This is a genomic window from Streptomyces sp. NPDC107550, from assembly GCF_055639095.1.
In genome coordinates this window covers 140,575-159,192 of record NZ_JBVKBC010000001.1, presented here as the reverse complement: position 1 = coordinate 159,192, position 18,618 = coordinate 140,575, and the positions used below count along the sequence as shown (strand labels likewise).

The following is an 18,618-nucleotide window of genomic DNA, read 5'->3' as shown; positions in this document are numbered from 1 at the left end:
CGCACCTGCCCGCCGGCCCCCGCTCAGCCGGCGGCGCGGAACACGAACGAGAACGCCGCCGGCCGCGCGATCAGCCGGTACGTGGGCAGCACCCCGGGCCCGCAGGAGTGCGAGCCGATGCCGTGCAGCGCGTGGTCCAGGTTGACCCACACGGTGTCCCCGGCGACGAGGTCCGTGCGGTGCCGGGCCGCGTCCAGCTCCTCGGACGTCCAGCGCCGCGCCGTCAGCGCGAACGCGGGCTCGCCCTCGATCCGCAGCCCGCCCAGCTCCGCCCACCGCACATCGGCACGCGCCCCGTTCTCCTGCGGGCGCAAGTACGGCGTCTGGAGGGCGTCCACGTCCGCCTCCCAGCGCCCGAGCCGGGCCGCCGCGCACGTGTCCGGGTACGCCTCCCCGGGCCCGCCGCCGAACCAGCGCACGGCGTCCGCGCCGCCCGGCAGCCCAAGCCGCACCCCGAGCCGGGGCAGCGGCACCGGCCAGGAGCCCTCCGGGGTGACCGACACCGTCAGCCGCAGCCGCTCGGCGTCCGCGCTCCACCGGTAGTGCGCGCGCAGCCCGAGGTCGCTGCCGGCCGACGCGACCCGCGTCCGCACGCTCAGCCCGTCCGCGTCGGCGTCCACGCCGTCAAGCCGGTGCTGCATCCGGTGCAGCCCCAGCTCCCGCCAGAGCGGGCCGAGCCGGGGCTCGTCGCGCCAGCTCATGCCGTTGTCGTTGTCGGTGGGCGCCCGCCACACGTCGAGCCGGGGTGCGACCACCTCCACGTCACCGAGGGCGCGCAGCTCCCCGCGGCGCGCGTCGAACACGCCGGGTCCGAGCGCGAGCGTCAGCGGTCCGCGCACCGGTGCCGCCGCGAGCACCGGGCGCCGCGCCGGGGACGCGGGCACCTCCGCCTGCCCCCAGCCCAGTTCGGTGCCGTGCGCGTCCGTGACGGACACCGTCCAGTACGCGGCGCCCCGGCCCGGCGCGGACGGCGGCGCGGGCAGCTTCAGTCGGGCGTGCTCGCCGGGCGCGAGCGGCGGCAGCTCCAGTTGCCCGGAGGCGACGGCCTCGCCCTCGACGGCGTACGACCACGCGCACGTCAGGCCCGACAGGTCGCGGAAGTCGAAGCGGTTGACGACCGTGGCCGTGCCCGCCGCCGCGTCCACCGCGATCCGCACCGGCTCGATGACCTTCGCGTACTCGACGAGTCCCGGCGAGGGGGTGCGGTCGGGGAACAGCAGGCCGTCGCAGACGAAGTTCCCGTCGTGCAGCTCCTCCCCGAAGTCGCCGCCGTACGCATAGCCGTACCGCTCGTCGGCGACGCCGTGGTCGATCCACTCCCATACGAAGCCGCCCTGGAGCCGCTCGTACGACTCGAACAGCCGCTGGTAGTCGGCGAGTCCGCCGGGTCCGTTGCCCATGGCGTGCGCGTACTCGCACTGGATGAACGGCAGCGCGCGCCGCTTCACCGGGCCGCCGTCCACGCCCTGCCCGATCCGCTCGACCTCCGCGTGGTCGGCGTACATCCGCGCGTACACGTCCGTGTCGCGGCAGCCGAAGTCGCTCTCGTAGTGCACGAGCCGCGAGGTGTCGCGCGCGTGGATCCACTCGGCCATCGCGGTCAGGCCGCGCCCGGTGCCCGACTCGTTGCCGAGCGACCACAGGACGACCGACGGGTGGTTCTTGTCGCGCTCGACCATGCGGGCCGCGCGGTCGAGCAGCGCGGGCGTCCAGCGCGCGTCGTCGACCGGGTTGTCGCGCCAGTCCTGCTCCTCGAACCCGTGCGTCTCCAGGTCGCACTCGTCGATCACCCACAGGCCCAGCTCGTCGCACAGGTCGAGGAAGGCGGGGTGCGGCGGATAGTGGGCGGTGCGGACCGCGTTGACGTGGTGGCGCTTCATCAGCTCGACGTCCGCGCGCATCGTGGCGACGTCGAGGGCGCGGCCCCGCTCGGGGTGCCATTCGTGCCGGTTGACGCCCTTGAACAGCACGGGCGTCCCGTTCACCTTGATCAGCCCGTCCGACAGCTCCACCGTACGGAACCCGACGCGCAGCGGGACCTGTTCGCCGCCGGTGTCGAGCGTGCCCGCGTACAGCCGGGGCGTCTCCGCCGTCCACGGTTCGACGGGGACGCTCACCTCCTCGCCCGCCGGGACGTCGATGCCGAGTTCGGGCACGGTGACGCGGGCCGGGACCTCGCTGTCGACGCGGAGGGCGCCGGTGCCCGTGGTGTGGTCGTAGGAGGCGTGCACGAAGAAGTCGCCCGCGCAGGCCTCGGGGCGGTGCAGCAGCGTCACGTCGCGGAAGATGCCGGGCAGCCACCACTGGTCCTGGTCCTCCAAGTAGGAGCCCGACGACCACTGGTGGACGCGGACAGCGAGCACGTTGCCCTCGCGCCGCAGCAGCGGGCCCACGGCGAACTCGTGCGGCAGACGGCTGCCCTTGAACTGCCCGAGTTCCGTGCCGTTGAGCCACACCCGGGCGCACGACTCGACGCCGTCGAAGCGCAGCACCGCGTCCCCTGCGGGCCAGTCGGCGGGCAGGTCGAAGGCGCGCAGGTGGTCGCCGGTGGGGTTCTCCGTCGGCACGTGCGGCGGGTCGACGGGGAACGGGTAGGTGACGTTGGTGTAGATCGGCGCGCCGTGCCCCTGGAGCACCCAGTGCCCCGGCACCTCGACCTCCGCCCAGCCCTGCGGCGCGTATCCGCCGGCGGCGAACGACGTGTCCTCGGCGTCGGCGGTGGGAGCGACGCGCAGCGCCCAGGTGCCGTTCAGGCTGAGGGAGGCGGCGGAGGAGGCCGCGTACCAGGCGCGCGGCGGCAGCGCCCCTTCGCCGGGCCCGGGATCGGTGAGGTAGGAAAGGTCCGAGGGCGCCTGCGGGGCGAGCGGTGAACGGGGGGCGGGCTGCGGGGACATGACTCTCCTGGCGGTACGGGCGTGCGGTCCTACGGGGATGCGGTCCTGCGGGGGTGCGGTCCTACGGGGGTGCCGGTGGCCGGGGCCCGGCGGGCGCGCCCTCACGCTAAGGCGCCCGCTCACGGCGGCGACAGGGCGCGGGCCCCGGACGCGGCCGAAAGTCCAACAAGTCGCGCGAAAGTCCAGCGCCCGGGGCGCCGCCCGGGGCGGACGGCCGGAGACGATCATGCGGGAGTACTGTTCCGGCGCATGACGCACACCCACCCCGAACCGTCGTCGCGCCCCCTCGTCCCCACGGACCGCACCCGGCTGCGCCGCATGAAGGAGAACGGCCGCCACGAGCGCGCCGACCTGGAGGCGATCCTCGACGCCGGTTTCGTCTGCCACCTCGGCGTCGTCGTCGACGGCGCCCCCATGGTCGTACCGACCGTGTACGGGCGCACCGACGACGAGCTGTACGTGCACGGGTCCGTCGCCGGCCGCAGCCTCGCCGCCGACCCGGACGCGACGATATGCGTGACCGTCACCCACATCGACGGCCTCGTCCTCGCCCGCTCCGTGTTCGAGCACAGCGTCAACTACCGCAGCGCCATGATCTACGGCGTGCCCCGCCGCATCACCGACGACGCCGAGAAGACCGAGGCGCTGCGCGTGCTGACCGAGCACGCCACGCCCGGCCAGTGGGACTACGCCCGCCGCCCCAGCCGCAAGGAACTCGCCGCCACCGCCGTCCTCGCCCTGCCGCTCGCGGAGGCGTCCGTCAAGGTCAGCGCGGGCCCCCCGGACGACGCCGGCTCGCCGGACGCGGCCCTCGGCCTGTGGGCCGGCACCCTGCCCCTGTCCGCCCGCTGGGGCGCCCCCACGGCCGACCCCGCGCTGCCCCGGGGGATCACCGCGCCCGCCCACATCACGGCCCGAGCGGGGACCCGGCAGGGCTGAGCCCGACGCGGGGGCATACCGTGAGGTGTCGAGCTGTGACCGTCGAAAGGGCAAGGAGAACGGGATGCAGAGCCGTACGGCGCTGGTAGAGGACCTGATGGAGCGCTTCCCGCACGTTCCGAGGGAAGCGGTCTTCAAGGAGGACCTGCTGCGCGGCGGTGTGGCCTTCGACGCGTCCGCCCTCAGCGACAACGAGGACGGCGAGGTCAAGCCGAAGTCCTACTTCATCTTCTCCTTCGACCACGGCACCCTGCCGGAGCTGGGCGAGGCCGCGCTGCGCCGCCCGCCCGAGGAGATCGTCCTCACCGGCGGCCCCTACGACCTGCGCCGCACGGTCGTCTCCGTCCGCGTGAACCCGAACTCGCCCTACCGCGTCGCCGCAAACGACGAGGGCATGCTCGGCCTCTACCTCGACGGCAAGCGCATCGCCGACGTCGGCGTGCCGCCGATGCCGGAGTACTACCGGCACAAGCTCTCCAACGGCAAGTCCGTCATGGAGGTCGCCCCGACCATCCAGTGGGGCTACCTGATCTATCTGACGGCCTTTCGCGTCTGCCAGTACTTCGGCGCCAAGGAGGAGTGCCAGTACTGCGACATCAACCACAACTGGCGCCAGCACAAGGCCGCCGGGCGCCCCTACACGGGCGTCAAGGACGTGGACGAGGTCCTCGAAGCGCTGTCGATCATCGACCAGTACGACACCGCGAAGGCGTCCACCGCGTACACCCTGACCGGCGGCGCCATCACCTCCAAGGTGCAGGGCCTGGACGAGGCCGACTTCTACGGCCGCTACGCCAAGGCCATCGAGGAGCACTTCCCCGGCCGCTGGATCGGCAAGGTCGTCGCCCAGGCGCTGCCCAAGGCCGACGTCCAGCGCTTCAAGGACTACGGGGTGCAGATCTACCACCCCAACTTCGAGGTCTGGGACGAGTACCTGTTCAAGATGTACTGCCCCGGCAAGGAGCGCTACGTCGGCCGCGACGAGTGGCACCGCCGCATCCTCGACTCGCGTGACGTCTTCGGCGCGCGCAACGTCATCCCGAACTTCGTCGCGGGCGTCGAGATGGCCGCCCCCTTCGGCTTCAAGACGGTCGACGAGGCCATCGCCTCCACCACCGAGGGCCTGCGCTTCTTCATGTCGAACGGCATCACGCCCCGCTTCACCACGTGGTGCCCCGAGCCGACGACGCCGCTCGGCAAGGAGAACCCGGACGGCGCGCCGCTGGAGTACCACATCCGCCTGCTCGACGCGTACCGCAACACGATGGACGAGTACGGGCTGTCGTCCCCGCCCGGATACGGTCCGGCGGGCGCGGGCCGCGCCGTCTTCTCCGTCAGCTCCTTCATGGACAGCCTCGCGCCGAACGAGGAGAGCGTCGAGGTCTGACGCGTGCCGCGCGGAGCGCGCGCAGGGCTCCCGCGCGGGGCGCACGCATGACGGAGGCGGGGGGCCGTTCACGGCCCCCCGCCTCCGTCATGCGGTCATGCGGTCGTACGCTCAGGCCGCGTCCCGGGCCCGCCCCGAGGCCCCGGCGGTCTCCGCGCCGGACGGGACCGCGAGCAGGCGGCGCAGCAGATCGGTGCGGGCGGCGGCCGACGACTCCCCGGCCATCAGCGTGGCGAGCAGCGCGATCCGGGACTGCGCGGCGCGCAGCGTACCGGTGAGGACCGCCCCGGCGGCGACGAGATCGACGGCGCCGCCACCCGTGTACAGCTCGGCCAGCGGCCCGGCCGGCACGCGCGTGCTGACGGCGACGAGGACGCCCCGGCGCACCGCGTCGGCCACGGCGTCCACGAAGGCGGGCGTCGCGTTGCCCGCGCCGGTCGCCACCAGCACGATGCCCCGGGCGCCCGCCGCGAGCGCCGCCTCGAACAGCGCGGGGTCGGCGTCGCTGTGGTGCATCACGACATCGACACGCGGTACGGGGGTGCCGGCGGGCGGCGCGGGCAGCGGGGCGGGGCGGCGGGGGGTGGCCTTGAGGTCGACGCGGCCGAACCCGGGACGGCCCAGCGGCTCGCCGGAGGGGTCCGCGAACGCGTTCAGCGCGAGCGTCTGCGTCTTGACCGTGCCGCGCGCGGCGTGCACCGCGCCGTCGAACACGACGAGCACGCCGAGGTCCCGCACGGTCGCGGCGACCTGGAGCGCGTCGTACATGTTGCCCGGCCCGTCGCCGTCGCTCGCGCCGAGCGGCTTCTGCGCGCCCGTGAACACCACCGGGCGCGGGTCGTCGTGGTACAGGTCCAGCAGGAACGCGGACTCCTCCAGGGTGTCCGTGCCGTGCGTGACGACGATGCCGTCGACGTCCGGGTCGGCGAGGACCTCGCGGACGGTACGCAGCAGCGTCAGTTGCAGCTCGGTCGTCATACGGGAGCTGTTCACGTTGAACAGGTCGACGACCTCGACGGAGACGCCCGCCGGCACGGCCGCGCTGGCCAGCACGGTGTCGCCGCCCGCGTCGGCGGCGTATCCGGTGCCCTGCCAGCGGCTGGCGATGGTGCCGCCGGTGCTGATGAGGGTGACGCGGCGGGGCGCGTCGCTGCGGACGGTTTCCATGGGGGCGGCCTCACGAGGGGTACACGGGAATCACTTGTTCGAACTCCCGCAAGGATAGGACGGCCCTCGCGCAATCCGATTGCGAATCCTGGCACATGATCGCGTCTGCCGAGGCATAGAATTGCGCCATGGACCGAATCGACCTCCACATCTTGCGCGAGCTACAGCGCGACGGGCGGCTCAGCAACCAGGAGCTGGCCCAGCGCGTCGGCCTCAGCCCCTCGCCCTGCCTGCGCCGGGTGCGCCAGCTGGAGGCCGACGGAGTGATCCAGGGCTACCGCGCGATCGTCGACCCCGAGGCCGTCGGCCGGGGCTTCGAGGTGCTCGTCTCCATCGAGGTCCGCCGCGACCGCGAGTCCGTCGAGGCGTTCGAGCGGGCGCTCCAGGACATCCCCGACGTCATCGAGGCGTACCGGCTGTTCGGCAGCCCCGGCTGCCTGCTGCGGATCGCCGTCGCGGACCTCGCCGCGTACGAGCGGCTGTGGATCGAGCGCCTGACCACGCTCGGCGGCGTCACCGAGGTCAACTCGCAGATCATCATGAAGCGCGTGAAGGAATCGGAGGGCCTGCCCGTCTGACCCCGGGCGGACGGCCCGGCGGGCGCGCGGAAAACCCCTGGCGCGGGGGAGCGGCGCATCGCTAGGGTCGGCCGTGTCCAAGCGGGTCCGTACGGGGTACGGGGCCGCCGCCGCGCAGGTTCCTGGGAGGTGTCGATCGATGACTGTCACCGCGACGGGCGTTGCCCGCATCCGCACGTACGTCACGTCCACCTCCGTGGCCACCGGCTGACACCCACTCCGCGCGCCGAGCGCGCCGCCGGGGCCACCCTGTGAAGGGCCCCACGTTGTCTCTCTCTTTGCCTTCCCCGTCCGCTACTCCTTCCGCTTCCTCCCCTTCGCCGCTCGTGCGGTACGGGTGGGGCGTGGGCTGGGCGGAGCGGTTCGCGCCGTTCGCCGAGCGGGGGCTGCTGCCCGGCCGCGTCGTCCGCGTGGACCGGGGCCAGTGCGATGTCGTCACCGCCGACGGGACGGTGCGCGCCGACACCGAGTTCGTCGTGCCGCGCGACCCCATGAAGGTCGTCTGTACGGGTGACTGGGTCGCCGTCGATCCCGAGGGCGGCGACCCCCGTTACGTACGGGCGCTGCTGCCGCGCCGGACCGCGTTCGTCCGCTCCACGTCGTCGAAGCGCTCCGAGGGCCAGGTCCTCGGGGCCAACGTCGACCACGTCGTCATCTGCGTCTCCCTCGCCGCCGAACTCGACCTCGGACGGATCGAACGGTTCGTGGCGCTGGCCCACGCGAGCGCCGGCGGGGAGGCGCTGCTGCACGACGAACCCGGGCCCGCGCCCGTACCGGCGCACTGGGCGGGCGAGGCGCGCCCGCTGATCGTGCTCACCAAGGCGGATGTCGTGCCCGACGCGACCGGCCTGTCGTATCTGGTGTCGGACGTCGAGGCGAGCGCGCCCGGGGTGCCGGTCGCCGCCGTCAGCGCGCGGACCGGCGCAGGGATCGACGCCGTGCGGGGGCTCGTCGCGGGCGGTACGGGGGTGCTGCTCGGGCAGTCCGGCACGGGCAAGTCCACGCTGGCCAACGCGCTGGTCGGCGCGGATGTCGCCGGTGTCCAGGCGGTGCGGGACGTCGACGGCAAGGGGCGGCACACGACGACCACCCGGAACCTGTTCGTGCTGCCCCAGGGCGGCGTCCTCATCGACACACCCGGGCTGCGGGGCGTCGGGCTCTACGACGCGGAGGACGGGGTCGAGCGGGTGTTCGCGGAGATCGCGGAACTGGCGGGGGAGTGCCGGTTCCATGATTGCGGGCATGGGGTGGAGCCGGGCTGTGCGGTGGTCGCTGCGCTGGGCTCCGGGGAATTGTCTCAGCGGCGGTTCGACAGTTACCGCAAGCTTGTGCGGGAGCAGGCCCGCCGCGCCGCCAGATCCGCGGGGCGCCGCCGCCGGTGACCTGAGGTGGGTGGGTGGCTCCGGCCGGTGGGGTTCCTCGACTTTCGTCGTGGCTGGTCGCGCAGTTCCCCGCGCCCCTGAGGTGGGTGGGTGGCTCCGGCCGGTGGGTTTCCCCGACTTTCGTCGTGGCTGGTCGCGCAGTTCCCCGCGCCCCTGGAGGGGCGACTGCGTCGCCACCTCCTCCCCTGGGGAGCTGGGGCGAAGCCCAGCTTCCCTCTGGGGGAAGCTGCACGAAGTGCATGCTTCAGGGGCGCGGGGAACTGCGCGAGAAGCCCCACCGGGCCGCAGGTGGTCGACAACCTCAGGGGGCAGCCCCGCGAAAGGAACTCCCTGTCCGAAAACCGCGAGCCGCCCGCCAGGGCACCCCGCACAATTGAGACATGCCCCCCACCGAAGACACCCGCTACCAGGCAGTCCGCAGCCGCGACGCCCGGTTCGACGGCGAGTTCTTCTTCGCCGTACGGACGACAGGCATCTACTGCCGCCCCAGTTGCCCGGCGGTCACGCCCAAACGCGAGAACGTCCGCTACTACACCACCGCCGCCGCAGCCCAGAGCGGCGGCTACCGCGCCTGCCGCCGCTGCCGCCCCGACGCGGTCCCCGGCTCCGCCGAGTGGAACGCCCGCGCGGACGTCGTGGGCCGCGCGATGCGCCTGATCGGCGACGGCGTCGTGGACCGCGAGGGCGTCGGCGGCCTCGCCGGACGCCTCGGCTACAGCGCCCGCCAGGTGCAGCGCCAGCTCACCGCCGAACTCGGCGCGGGCCCCGTCGCCCTCGCCCGCGCCCAGCGCGCCCACACCGCCCGCCTGCTGCTCCAGACGACCCCGCTGCCGATCACGGACATCGCGTTCGCGGCCGGGTTCGCCAGCGTGCGCCAGTTCAACGACACGATCCGCGAGGTCTACGCCCGTACCCCCACGGAGCTGCGCGCCGACGCCCCCGGCCGCGCCGCAGACCGCCGCACCCTCGCCTCCGCCGCCGGCATCCCGCTCCGCCTCGCGCACCGGGGCCCCTACCCGTCGGGCCCCGTCTTCGACCAGCTCGGCGCCGAGCTGGTCGAGGGCATCGAGGAGCTGACCGGAGAGCCCGGCGCCCGCGTCTACCGGCGCACCCTGCGGCTGCCGTACGGCACCGGCATCGTCTCCGTCGACGAGGCCGGACACGAGCAGCCCGGGTCCGGCGCCGCGCACCGGGGCGGCTGGCTCGACGCCCGTATCCACCTCACCGACCTGCGCGATCTGACGACCGCCGTGGGCAGGCTGCGCCGCCTCTTCGACCTGGACTGCGACCCGTACGCCGTCGACGAACGCCTCGGCGGCGATCCGGCGCTCGCCCCGCTGGTCGCCGCCCGCCCCGGCCTGCGCTCGCCGGGCGCCGCCGACCCCGGTGAACTCGCCGTGCGGCTGCTCGCCGGCCCCGCCGAGGCGGCCCGGCTCGTCGCCCGCTACGGCAAACAGCTCGACGCCCCCTGCGGCGCCCTCGACCGGGTCTTCCCGGCCGCCGACGACCTCGCGGACGAACCCGGGCCGCTCGGGGTCCTCGCCCGCGCCCTCGCGGACGGCACCCTGCGCCTGGACCCGGGCGCGGACCGCGACGACGCCGAGGAAGCCCTGCGGGCGCTGCCCGGCATCGGCGCGCGCACCGCCGCGCTGATCCGGCTGCGCGCGCTCGGCGACCCGGACGTCGCCGTGCCCGGCGAAGCGGTCCGCGCCGCCGACGCGTGGCGCCCCTGGCGCTCGTACGGGCGTCAACACCTCATCGTGGAAGGACAGTTGTGAAGCCCAGTGAAGAAGACACCGTGTACTGGACCCGGGTTCCGAGCCCTGTGGGGGAGCTGTTGCTGACCGCCGGACCGGCCGGCGGGCTGACCTCGCTGTCGCTGCCCGGGCAGAAGGGCGGCCGGGAGCCGGTGGCCGGGTGGGTGCGGGACGCGGGGCCGTTCGCGGAGGCGGTGCGGCAGCTCGACGCGTACTTCGCCGGTGAACTCAAGGAGTTCCGGCTGGAGTTGCGGCCCGAGGGCAGTGAATTCCGGCGGCGGGTGTGGGATGCGCTGGATGAGGTTCCGTACGGCGCGACCACGACGTACGGCGCGGTCGCCGCGCGTATCGGGGCGTCTCGTGCCGCCGTTCGGGCGGTCGGTGGGGCGGTCGGGGCGAACCCGCTGCTCATCCTGCGGCCTTGTCACCGGGTGCTCGGGGCGGGTGGGGCGCTGACCGGGTATGCGGCGGGGTTGCCGCGTAAGGTCCGCCTCCTGACGCTGGAGGGAGCGCTTCCCTGAGCGCGGGGGGCGCATCGCCGGTCACCTGCGGCCCGGTGCGGGCTGATCGCGCAGTTCCCCGCGCCCCTGGGTTGTCGGTTGTCTGCGGGTGGGTGGGGCTTCTCGCGCAGTTCCCCGCGCCCCTTCGGGGCACGACCGTGCGTGGTCACCTGCGGCCCGGTGGGGGCTGGTCGCGCAGTTCCCCGCGCCCCTGACGGGGCGCACCCGTGCGTTGTTCTCTGCGGGCCGGTGGGGCTTCCCGCGCAGTTCCCCGCGCCCCTGAAGCATGCGCTTCGCGCAGCTTCCCCTTTGGGAAGCGGGGCTTCGCCCCTGCTTCCCCAGGGGGGAGGTGGCGACGCAGTCGCCCCTCCAGGGGCGCGGGGAACTGCGCGAGCAACCACGACGAATGTCGAGGACGAAGAACCCGCCCGAAGGGGCTGTCACCCAGGGGCGCGGGGAACTGCGCGATCAGCCACGACGCGAGTCGAGGACGAAGAACAGTCCGGCGTCAGCCCCAGATGAGGGAGCCTGCCCACGCCCCCGCGATCAACAGGCACGCGAACAACTCCGCGAAGATACTCGAACCCCCCGCCCGCATCGCCGTCCGCGTGGACGCCACCGCATCCCCATGGCTACCGAGCCGCACCCGCTCACACAGGTAGATCCCGCCCACGAACCCCGGCAGCGCCCCGACGACGGGCAGCACGCAGAACCCGGTCACCGCCCCCACCCCCGCCCACACGGCGAGCCGCCGAGTCGCCCCGGCCTGCCGCAACCGCCGGGGCGGCAGCAGCCACCGCACGACCTGCGCGGCGAGCAGCACGACGCTCGCGCCGACGAGGACGCCCCAGGCGAGGCCGGTCGGTTCGCGCAGCGCCCAGACGGCGACGGCCGCCCAGACGAGCCACGACCCGGGCACACCCGGCACCAAGACCCCGCACAGGCCGAGCGCCATGACGGCCCCGACGAGCAGGAGTTCCCACGCTCCCATCTGCCCAGGGTCCCCCAAGCGGCCCGAAACCGCAGATCAGCGCAGCCCGAACGAGCCCCACCCCCTTCCGCGCGGCGGTCAGCGGGCCACCCAGCCCCGCTCGTAGGCGTGCCAGCCGAGCTGGAGCCGGGTGGAGACCCCGGCGAGTTCCATCAGGCGTTTGACCCGGCGCTGCACGGTCCGCAGGCCCAGGTCGAGCTGTTTGGCGACGCTCGCGTCGGTGAGCCCAGCCAGCAGCAGGGAGAGGACCTCCAGGTCCACACCGTCCGGCCCGCCGCCCCCCGCTTCCTCGACGCCCGTACCGCCTTCCCCGAGCCGCAACGGCAGCGCCTGCTGCCACACCGCCTCGAACAGCCCGGTCAGTGATTCGAGCAGCCCGCTCGCGTGGACGACGAGCGCCGCCGGTTCCGCCGCCCGCGCGGCCGTCAGCGGCACCAGCGCCAGCGTGCCGTCCGCGATGACGAGCTTGGTCGGCACCCGGTCCACGACCCGTACCTCCTCGTCCCGCCCGATGGCCGCCGCCAGCTCCGTCAGCCCCTCGGCGGCGGCGAGCACCTCCCGTTCGAGGACCACGCGGTAGCTGACGCCCCGGCCGACGGCCCGCTCCTCGGCGTCGTTGTCACAGGAGCGGACGGCGATCGGCGTGCCCGTCACGAGCGCGCACACCTCGCTCGTCGCGCCGAGCTGGATCTGGAGGAAGCGCTGGGCCACCGCGTCCGCGCCGGTCACCACCTCGACGAGATCGTGCACGGCGGGCTCGGCGGCGTGTGCCCGGTACTCCTCGGCGAGCAGCGCCGCCGTCAGCTCCGCCTGCTCCAGTTCGTGCCGCTGCTGGGTGAGCAGCGCGCCGAGCGCCACCCCGGGCGGCGCCGCCACCCAGCGCCCGGGCCGGGCCGAGGACTGCGCGGCGAGCCCGTGCCGCTCCAGCGCGCGCAGGGTCCGTACGGTGTCGTGCTCGGGGCGGGCGAGACGGCGCGCGAGGTCGGGGATCTCCGCGGCTCCCACGGAGACCAGCGCGCGGTACGCGCTCTCGTGCGTCTCGTCCAGACCTATCGCAGTCAGCATTGCGCGACGTCCCTCCCCGGTTGCGCGTTCCGTCCCACCCGTGGCGGGAAAGAGCCACGGCGCATTCCCGCCTCGTCCATCTTCCCTGCACCGCCCGTCTCTCTGCCAATGTGGCGCCACCGCGACACCAACGCCCGCCGGTAATACGGCCTTTGGCCCGTATTCACCTGCGTCTTCTTCCAGGGGAGAGCCATGCGCCCGATATCCCGAACGGCCTTGGTGGCGGCCACCGCCGCCGTCCTGGCCGCCACCGCGGCCCTGCCGTCAGGAGCAGCGCAACCAAGACCCGAGGACGCCGCCCGCCGCCCGATCGTCGGTGCCGGCGCCGCCTCCACCGCCCGCGCGGCCGCCGCCACCGTCACGCTCGTCACCGGTGACCGGGTCCGCGTCACGACCGGTGCCGACGGCCGCGCCGCCGCGAGCGTCCTGCCCCGCGAGGACGGCTCCGAGCCCGTCGTCACCACCCGCCAGGACGGCAAGGACCTGTACGTCTATCCCGAAGGGGCCCTGGAGAAGATCGGCAAGGGCCTCGTCGACGAGCAGTTGTTCAACGTCACCGGGCTCGTCCGGCAGGGCTACGACGACGCGCACACCGACAGCGTCCCCGTCATCGCCACCTACGCGAAGTCCGCCGCCCTCGCCCGCTCCGCGCCGCCCGCCCCGCGCGGGGCCGAGCGCGTGCGCACCCTCGACGTGATCGGCGCGGCGGCCTTCCACGCCGACAAGAAGAAGGCCGCCGGGTTCTGGGCCGACGTCACCGACCGCAAGACCCGCGCCGGCGCGCCCGTGAAGAAGCTGTGGCTGGACGCCAAGGCCACCTCGACGCTCGCCGACTCCACGAAGCAGGTCGGCGCCGACCTCGCCTGGGCCGCCGGATACACCGGCAAGGGCGCGAAGGTCGCCGTCCTCGACACCGGCATCGACGCCGACCACCCCGACCTCAAGGGCAAGGTCGCCGCCGCCAAGGACTTCACCGACTCCTCGTCCGGCACCGACGACCTCCAGGGCCACGGCACGCACGTCGCCTCCACGGTCGCCGGTACGGGCGCGGCGAGCGGCGGCAAGGAGAAGGGCGTCGCGCCCGGCGCGGGCCTGCTCATCGGCAAGGTGCTCGGCGACGGCGGCTCCGGCTCCACGTCCGGCATCATCGCGGGCATGCAGTGGGCGGTCGACTCCGGCGCCGACGTCATCTCCATGAGCCTCGGCTCCACCCAACTCTCCGACTGCTCCGACCCGATGGGCGCCGCCGCCCAGGAACTCGCCTCGTCCTCCAAGGCGTTGTTCGTCATCGCCGCGGGCAACACCGGCCCCGCCTTCAACACCGTCTCCGCGCCCGGCTGCGCGCCCGACGTGCTGACGGTCGGCGCCGTGGACGCCAAGGACGACACGGCGTCCTTCTCCAGCCGGGGCCCGGTGTGGGGCTCGCACACCCTCAAGCCCGAGATCGCCGCCCCCGGCGTCGCCATCAAGGCCGCCGCGGCGGGCGGCCGTGGCCTGTACTCGTACCAGAACATGTCCGGCACCTCCATGGCCACGCCCCATGTCGCGGGCGCCGCCGCCCTGCTCAAGCAGAAGCACCCCGACTGGACCGGCGCCCGCATCAAGCAGGCCCTCGTCTCCTCCGCCAAGTCGGACGTGAGCGGCGACGTGCGCGAGGTGGGCGGCGGCAGCATGCGCGTCGACCGCGCCCTCGCCCAGACCGTCCTCGGCTCCCCGGCGGTCCAGGCCGGCACCTACGACTGGCCGCAGACCAAGGCCGACCGCACCACCGTCGGCGTCCCCTACACCAACACCGGCGACAAGCCCGTCACCCTCTCCCTCGACGTGGCCGCCGTCACCGGCAACGACGGCTCCCCGGTCCGCGCCTCCGTCGCCTCCCTGGAGCGGCGCAAGGTCACCGTCCCCGCCGGGAAGACCGTCACCGTCCCGCTCACCGTCGACCCGGCCGCCTCCCTCAAGGCCGCCCAGTACGGCGACGTCACCGGCCGCGTCCTCGCCACGGGCCCCGGCGGCATCCGCGTCTCCACCCCGTTCTCCCTGTACGTCGGGGCCCGTACGGTGAAGCTGACCGTCCGCGTCCTCGACCGCGCCGGAGCCGCCGCCGACGGGGCGTCCTCGCTCGCCGTCATCGGCACCGACACCGCCTCCGGCACGATGGAGTCCCTCGACGGCGCCGCGAGCAAGACGTACGAACTGCGCGCCGGGAACTACGAGTTGTCCGCGTTCGTCACCACGCTCGACGCCGGGCAGGGCGCCACGCTCTACGACTCGGTCTCCTACCTCGGCCGCCCGCAGCTCGCGCTCACCAAGGACACCACCGTCGTCCTCGACGCGCGCCGCGCCCACCGGCTGCGCGCCGTCACCGCCGACCGGACCACCGAGACGCGCGGCGCCGCCCTCGCCTACGGCCGCTCCTTCGACGACTACTGGCTGCACTCCGGGTCGGTCTCCGGCGCCCGTTCCATCAAGGGCTACTACGCCGACGTACAAGGCCGCGTCACCGACGGCGACTTCGGCTTCAGCAGCGTGTGGCGCCTCGCCACGCCCCTGATCAGCGACTTCCGCACCGCGAACGGAACGGTCCTGCACCCGTACGCCGGTTCGGTCGGCTCGGTCAACCTCGACGGCACCGGCCGCGCGAAGGTCGTCGACGCGGGCACCGGCACCGCCGCCGACCTCGCCGCCGCCGACGTCAAGGGCAAGCTCGCCCTGGTCAAGCTCCCCGACGACAGCAGCGACCTGTCCCGCGCCGCGACGGCCGCCAAGTCCGCCGGCGCCCTCGCCGTCATCGGCTACCACGACAGCGCCGCCCGCTGGGTGCCCGCCACCGGCTTCACCAGCGGCACCCTGCCCATGCTGGCGCTGCCCGCGGCCGAGGCCGAGGCACTGCTCGCCGCGCCCACCGAGGTGACGTGGAAGGCGCACGCGAACAGCCCCGACGTCTACAACCTCGCCTACGACGAGAACGGGCCCGTCACCTCGGCCCGTACGTACACGGCGAAGGACCGGCGACTGGCCCGCGTCGACGCCTCCTACACCTCGGCCGGCGTCCGCGGCGACTTCTCGGAGCTGTCCAGCGTCACCCTCGCCTCCGGCGCCACCGCGTCGCCGCTCGGCTACACGCTGTTCGGCGTCCCCGGCAAGCGCACCGAGTACTACACGGGCGGCGCCACCACCTGGCAGCGCTTCCTGACCAGTTCGCTGCCGTGGGGCGAGGCGATGGTCGGCCTGCCCACCACGTACAAGGCCGGCGAGCACCGCACCGAGAAGTGGTACGACGGCGTCCTCGCCCCGATGGCGCCCACCGACGACAAGGGCGCCCCCGTCCTCGTCGGCGAGCGGCAGGGCAATCTGATCGGCGTCAGCTTCGCGGGCGCGTTCTGGCGCGACGGCAGCCACTACGGCATGCCGGGCTCGTTCGGCGACCTCGGCGGCCTCACGGTCCGCAAGAACGGCGAGGAGCTGGGCTCGACCGGCTTCCCCGCGGGCGTCGTCGAGGTCACGCCCGGCAAGGCCGCGTACGAGATCGAACTGAACACCATGAAGACCGGGCAGCCCGCACGGATGTTCCAGCGGTCGTCGGCGGTGAAGACCGTCTTCGGCTTCTCCTCCGAGGAGAAAAAGGACGTCTACTCGCAGAGCCTGCCGCTGATGTTCCCCAAGTACGAACTCCCCGAGGACGGCGACAAGACGCTCGCCGCCGCCGACGGGCAGCGGATCGGCGTGACTGCGACCGGCCAGCAGGGGTACACGCCAGGCCGGCTCACCGCGGCCGACGTCGCGTACTCCTACGACGGCGGGACCACGTGGAAGTCGGCCAAGACCGCCTACACGGGCGGCCGTTGGGTGGCGACCGTGGACCACGCGGGGGCGTCGGGCAAGCAGGTCACCCTGCGCACGAAGCTCACCGACGACCTCGGGAACACCGTCACGCAGACCGTGACCCGGGCGTACGACGTGCGCTGACCGCGCGGCCCTGAAAGACCGGTCCGCCGGGTGGTCCTCCTGTGGGGGGTAGGACCGCCCGGCGGACCTTTTTCACCGAACCGCCGTTTCCGCCGGGCCACATCGGTGGACAATAAGGACATGAGTCATCAGGGGGAGAGGCCCGCCGGTCGCCGCGCCCAGGAGGACGACTGGTGGCAGCAGTTGTACGACGACGCCACCGAGGACACCGGGCCCGCGCCCGCGCCGGACACCCTGGACGACCGGTTCGCCTCGGCGGGCGCGGTGATGTCCCCGGAGCCCGGCGGGCAGCCGCCCGGTGGAACGCCGGACGAGTGGACTCCCGCGCCGGACACGGGAGTTCCGGCCTCCGGGGCGCAGATCCCCGGCCCGCGTGCCGCCGGGGAGGCGGTGCCGCCGGCGCCGCCGCCGAACCCGCTGCAACACCTCCGCCCACCGGCCCCGGCGGAACCCTGGGGTTCGCCCCCGCCGCCCTCCGAAACCCCGGCCTCCCGGCAGTCGCCGGAACCCCAACAGCCCCCGGAGGCCGAACGCCGGTCGGAGCCGGAGCCCCCGCAGTCCTCCGCGCCGGAGCCCGATCGCGGGGCGGAGGCGGGACTCCCACGGCCCGCGCAGCCCCCGCAGCCCACCGCCCCGGAGCCCCAACAGCCCCCGCAACCACAGCAGTACCGTCCGGAGCCCCCGCGTACCCCCGCCCCCGTACGACCCGGTGACCCCGCGCGACCCCCCGAACCCGGGCGGGACGCCGGCCCCGTACGCCCGCCCGCGCAGACGGCACCGCCCGGACCCGTACCGCCCCCCGAACCCGTGCGCCCGCCGGAGCCGCCCGCGCCGCCCGTCGGGCCCACGACCTCGTACGTGCCGCCGCCGCCCGCGCGCCCGCCCGCCGTGCCACCGCTCGCGCCGCCCGCCGGGGCGAGGCGGCTGGAGCGGACCGCCGCGCACCCGCGCCCGGACCTCCCGGCGGACCGGGCGGAGGCCGAGGCGCCCCGCATCGCCCGTTCGGACGAACCGGCCACCGCGTACGTGGGCGACGGCCCGCCCACCTACGAGGCGGAACCCACCGCGCTGCCCGCCGCCGACCCGGAGGACCTCGCGGACCTCGTCGCCGACACCGTCCTCGACGGCGCCCGCTACGGCGGCAGCACCCTGCGCGCCGCCTCCCTGCGCGGCGACTCCGCCCGCTACCGGGGCGAACCGCGCCGCGACAGCCTGCTCACCGCCCGCTTCGGCAGCGGCACCGGCGCCCTGCTCCTCGTCGCCATGGCGACCGGCGCCCGCGCCACCCCCGGCGCCCACCGCGCCGCCGCCGAGGCGTGCGCCCACATCGGCCGCGCCGTCGGACTCAGCCACGCCCGGCTCGCCGAGGACATCCGCGCCGGGCGCCGAGGCGACCTCAAGTCGGGCCTGCACCGGCTCACCGACCGCAGCCTCGGCAAGCTCCGCGCGGGCGCCGGCGAACGCGGCCTCGACCCAGAGGAGTACACGGCGACCCTGCGCTGCCTGCTGGTCCCCGCCGACCCCGAGTGCCGCACCCGGGTCTTCTTCGGTGTCGGCGGCGGCGGACTGTTCCGGCTGCGCGGCGGCGCCTGGCACGACATCGAGCCCAGCGCCGGCGAGCAGAGCGGCGCGCCCGTCGTCGGCTACGGCTCCCCGCCCGCCGAGACCCCCGAGGGCGACCGGCTCACCATGGACCTCCAGATCACGACGCCGCCGAGCCCCTACGAACCCGCGCCGCGCCCGGCCCGCGACCCGTTCCGCTTCCGCGCCTCCCTCGCCCGTCCGGGCGACACGCTGCTGCTGTGCTCGGCGGGCCTCGCCGAACCCCTGCGCGGCGAGCCCGCGCTCGGCGCGCACCTCGCCGAGCGGTGGAGCGGCGAGCCGCCGGGCCTCGCCGCGTTCCTCGGGGACGCCCAGGTCCGCGTCAAGGGCTATGCCGACGACCGCACGCTGGCGGCGCTCTGGGAGGGCTGACCCGGCGTCGGACGATGC

At 74.4% G+C, this 18,618-nt stretch carries 12 protein-coding genes; 8 read left to right on the top strand and 4 right to left on the bottom strand.

Annotated features, from left to right (window positions below; genetic code table 11):
- Positions 1–23: 23 nt before the first annotated feature.
- The gene (locus tag ACZ7LY_RS00725) at positions 24–2,894 is read right to left on the bottom strand and encodes a glycoside hydrolase family 2 TIM barrel-domain containing protein (RefSeq protein WP_471622284.1); all 2,871 of its coding nucleotides are present in this window, start codon (positions 2,892–2,894) and stop codon (positions 24–26) included.
- 249 nt (positions 2,895–3,143) lie between these two features.
- Between ACZ7LY_RS00725 and ACZ7LY_RS00720 the strand changes: the two genes are divergently transcribed.
- Together ACZ7LY_RS00720 and ACZ7LY_RS00715 are read left to right on the top strand one after the other, a co-directional pair.
- Positions 3,144–3,833, top strand: coding sequence for a pyridoxamine 5'-phosphate oxidase family protein (locus tag ACZ7LY_RS00720; protein WP_471622283.1), 690 nt, complete (start codon positions 3,144–3,146; stop codon positions 3,831–3,833).
- A gap of 64 nt (positions 3,834–3,897) precedes the next feature.
- Positions 3,898–5,220, top strand: coding sequence for a radical SAM protein (locus ACZ7LY_RS00715; RefSeq protein WP_471622282.1), 1,323 nt, complete (start codon positions 3,898–3,900; stop codon positions 5,218–5,220).
- 111 nt (positions 5,221–5,331) lie between these two features.
- On the opposite strand, the gene ACZ7LY_RS00710 is transcribed toward ACZ7LY_RS00715, so the two are convergent.
- Positions 5,332–6,387 (bottom strand): asparaginase, encoded by a 1,056-nt coding sequence (locus ACZ7LY_RS00710; RefSeq protein ID WP_471622281.1) that lies wholly within the window; start codon positions 6,385–6,387, stop codon positions 5,332–5,334.
- Positions 6,388–6,515: 128 nt separating this feature from the next.
- On the opposite strand from ACZ7LY_RS00710, the gene ACZ7LY_RS00705 reads away from it, so the two are divergent.
- From ACZ7LY_RS00705 to ACZ7LY_RS00690, 4 genes are all read left to right on the top strand, one after another.
- Positions 6,516–6,965, top strand: a complete 450-nt coding sequence (locus ACZ7LY_RS00705) for an Lrp/AsnC family transcriptional regulator (protein ID WP_471622280.1) — start codon at positions 6,516–6,518, stop codon at positions 6,963–6,965.
- Between the two features lie 251 nt (positions 6,966–7,216).
- Positions 7,217–8,347 carry a ribosome small subunit-dependent GTPase A gene (gene rsgA, locus ACZ7LY_RS00700; RefSeq protein ID WP_471622279.1) on the top strand — a complete coding sequence of 377 codons (1,131 nt, stop codon included), beginning with the start codon at positions 7,217–7,219 and terminating at the stop codon, positions 8,345–8,347.
- A gap of 380 nt (positions 8,348–8,727) precedes the next feature.
- Positions 8,728–10,125 carry a DNA-3-methyladenine glycosylase 2 family protein gene (locus tag ACZ7LY_RS00695; RefSeq protein WP_471622278.1) on the top strand — a complete coding sequence of 466 codons (1,398 nt, stop codon included), beginning with the start codon at positions 8,728–8,730 and terminating at the stop codon, positions 10,123–10,125.
- 20 nt (positions 10,126–10,145) lie between these two features.
- Positions 10,146–10,625 (top strand): methylated-DNA--[protein]-cysteine S-methyltransferase, encoded by a 480-nt coding sequence (locus ACZ7LY_RS00690; RefSeq protein WP_471622277.1) that lies wholly within the window; start codon positions 10,146–10,148, stop codon positions 10,623–10,625.
- A gap of 487 nt (positions 10,626–11,112) precedes the next feature.
- Here the strand turns inward: ACZ7LY_RS00690 and ACZ7LY_RS00685 are convergent, their stop codons facing one another.
- Both ACZ7LY_RS00685 and ACZ7LY_RS00680 read right to left on the bottom strand, forming a co-directional pair.
- Positions 11,113–11,595, bottom strand: coding sequence for a DUF456 domain-containing protein (locus ACZ7LY_RS00685; RefSeq protein ID WP_471622276.1), 483 nt, complete (start codon positions 11,593–11,595; stop codon positions 11,113–11,115).
- A 78-nt stretch (positions 11,596–11,673) separates the two neighbouring features.
- Positions 11,674–12,660, bottom strand: coding sequence for a helix-turn-helix domain-containing protein (locus ACZ7LY_RS00680; protein ID WP_471622275.1), 987 nt, complete (start codon positions 12,658–12,660; stop codon positions 11,674–11,676).
- Positions 12,661–12,852: 192 nt separating this feature from the next.
- On the opposite strand from ACZ7LY_RS00680, the gene ACZ7LY_RS00675 reads away from it, so the two are divergent.
- Complete coding sequence (locus ACZ7LY_RS00675; RefSeq protein WP_471622274.1) at positions 12,853–16,626, top strand: S8 family peptidase; 3,774 nt, start codon at positions 12,853–12,855, stop codon at positions 16,624–16,626.
- A gap of 120 nt (positions 16,627–16,746) precedes the next feature.
- Positions 16,747–18,600, top strand: a complete 1,854-nt coding sequence (locus ACZ7LY_RS00670) for a protein phosphatase 2C domain-containing protein (protein ID WP_471622273.1) — start codon at positions 16,747–16,749, stop codon at positions 18,598–18,600.
- The last annotated feature ends 18 nt before the right edge of the window (positions 18,601–18,618 follow it).

Coding starts and splice junctions, on each gene's coding strand:
- ACZ7LY_RS00725 (WP_471622284.1), bottom strand. CDS start 2,894: ATGTCCCCGCAGCCCGCCCCCCGTTCACCGCTCGCCCCGCAGGCGCCC.
- ACZ7LY_RS00720 (WP_471622283.1), top strand. CDS start 3,144: ATGACGCACACCCACCCCGAACCGTCGTCGCGCCCCCTCGTCCCCACG.
- ACZ7LY_RS00715 (WP_471622282.1), top strand. CDS start 3,898: ATGCAGAGCCGTACGGCGCTGGTAGAGGACCTGATGGAGCGCTTCCCG.
- ACZ7LY_RS00710 (WP_471622281.1), bottom strand. CDS start 6,387: ATGGAAACCGTCCGCAGCGACGCGCCCCGCCGCGTCACCCTCATCAGC.
- ACZ7LY_RS00705 (WP_471622280.1), top strand. CDS start 6,516: ATGGACCGAATCGACCTCCACATCTTGCGCGAGCTACAGCGCGACGGG.
- ACZ7LY_RS00695 (WP_471622278.1), top strand. CDS start 8,728: ATGCCCCCCACCGAAGACACCCGCTACCAGGCAGTCCGCAGCCGCGAC.
- ACZ7LY_RS00685 (WP_471622276.1), bottom strand. CDS start 11,595: ATGGGAGCGTGGGAACTCCTGCTCGTCGGGGCCGTCATGGCGCTCGGC.
- ACZ7LY_RS00680 (WP_471622275.1), bottom strand. CDS start 12,660: ATGCTGACTGCGATAGGTCTGGACGAGACGCACGAGAGCGCGTACCGC.
- ACZ7LY_RS00675 (WP_471622274.1), top strand. CDS start 12,853: ATGCGCCCGATATCCCGAACGGCCTTGGTGGCGGCCACCGCCGCCGTC.
- ACZ7LY_RS00670 (WP_471622273.1), top strand. CDS start 16,747: ATGAGTCATCAGGGGGAGAGGCCCGCCGGTCGCCGCGCCCAGGAGGAC.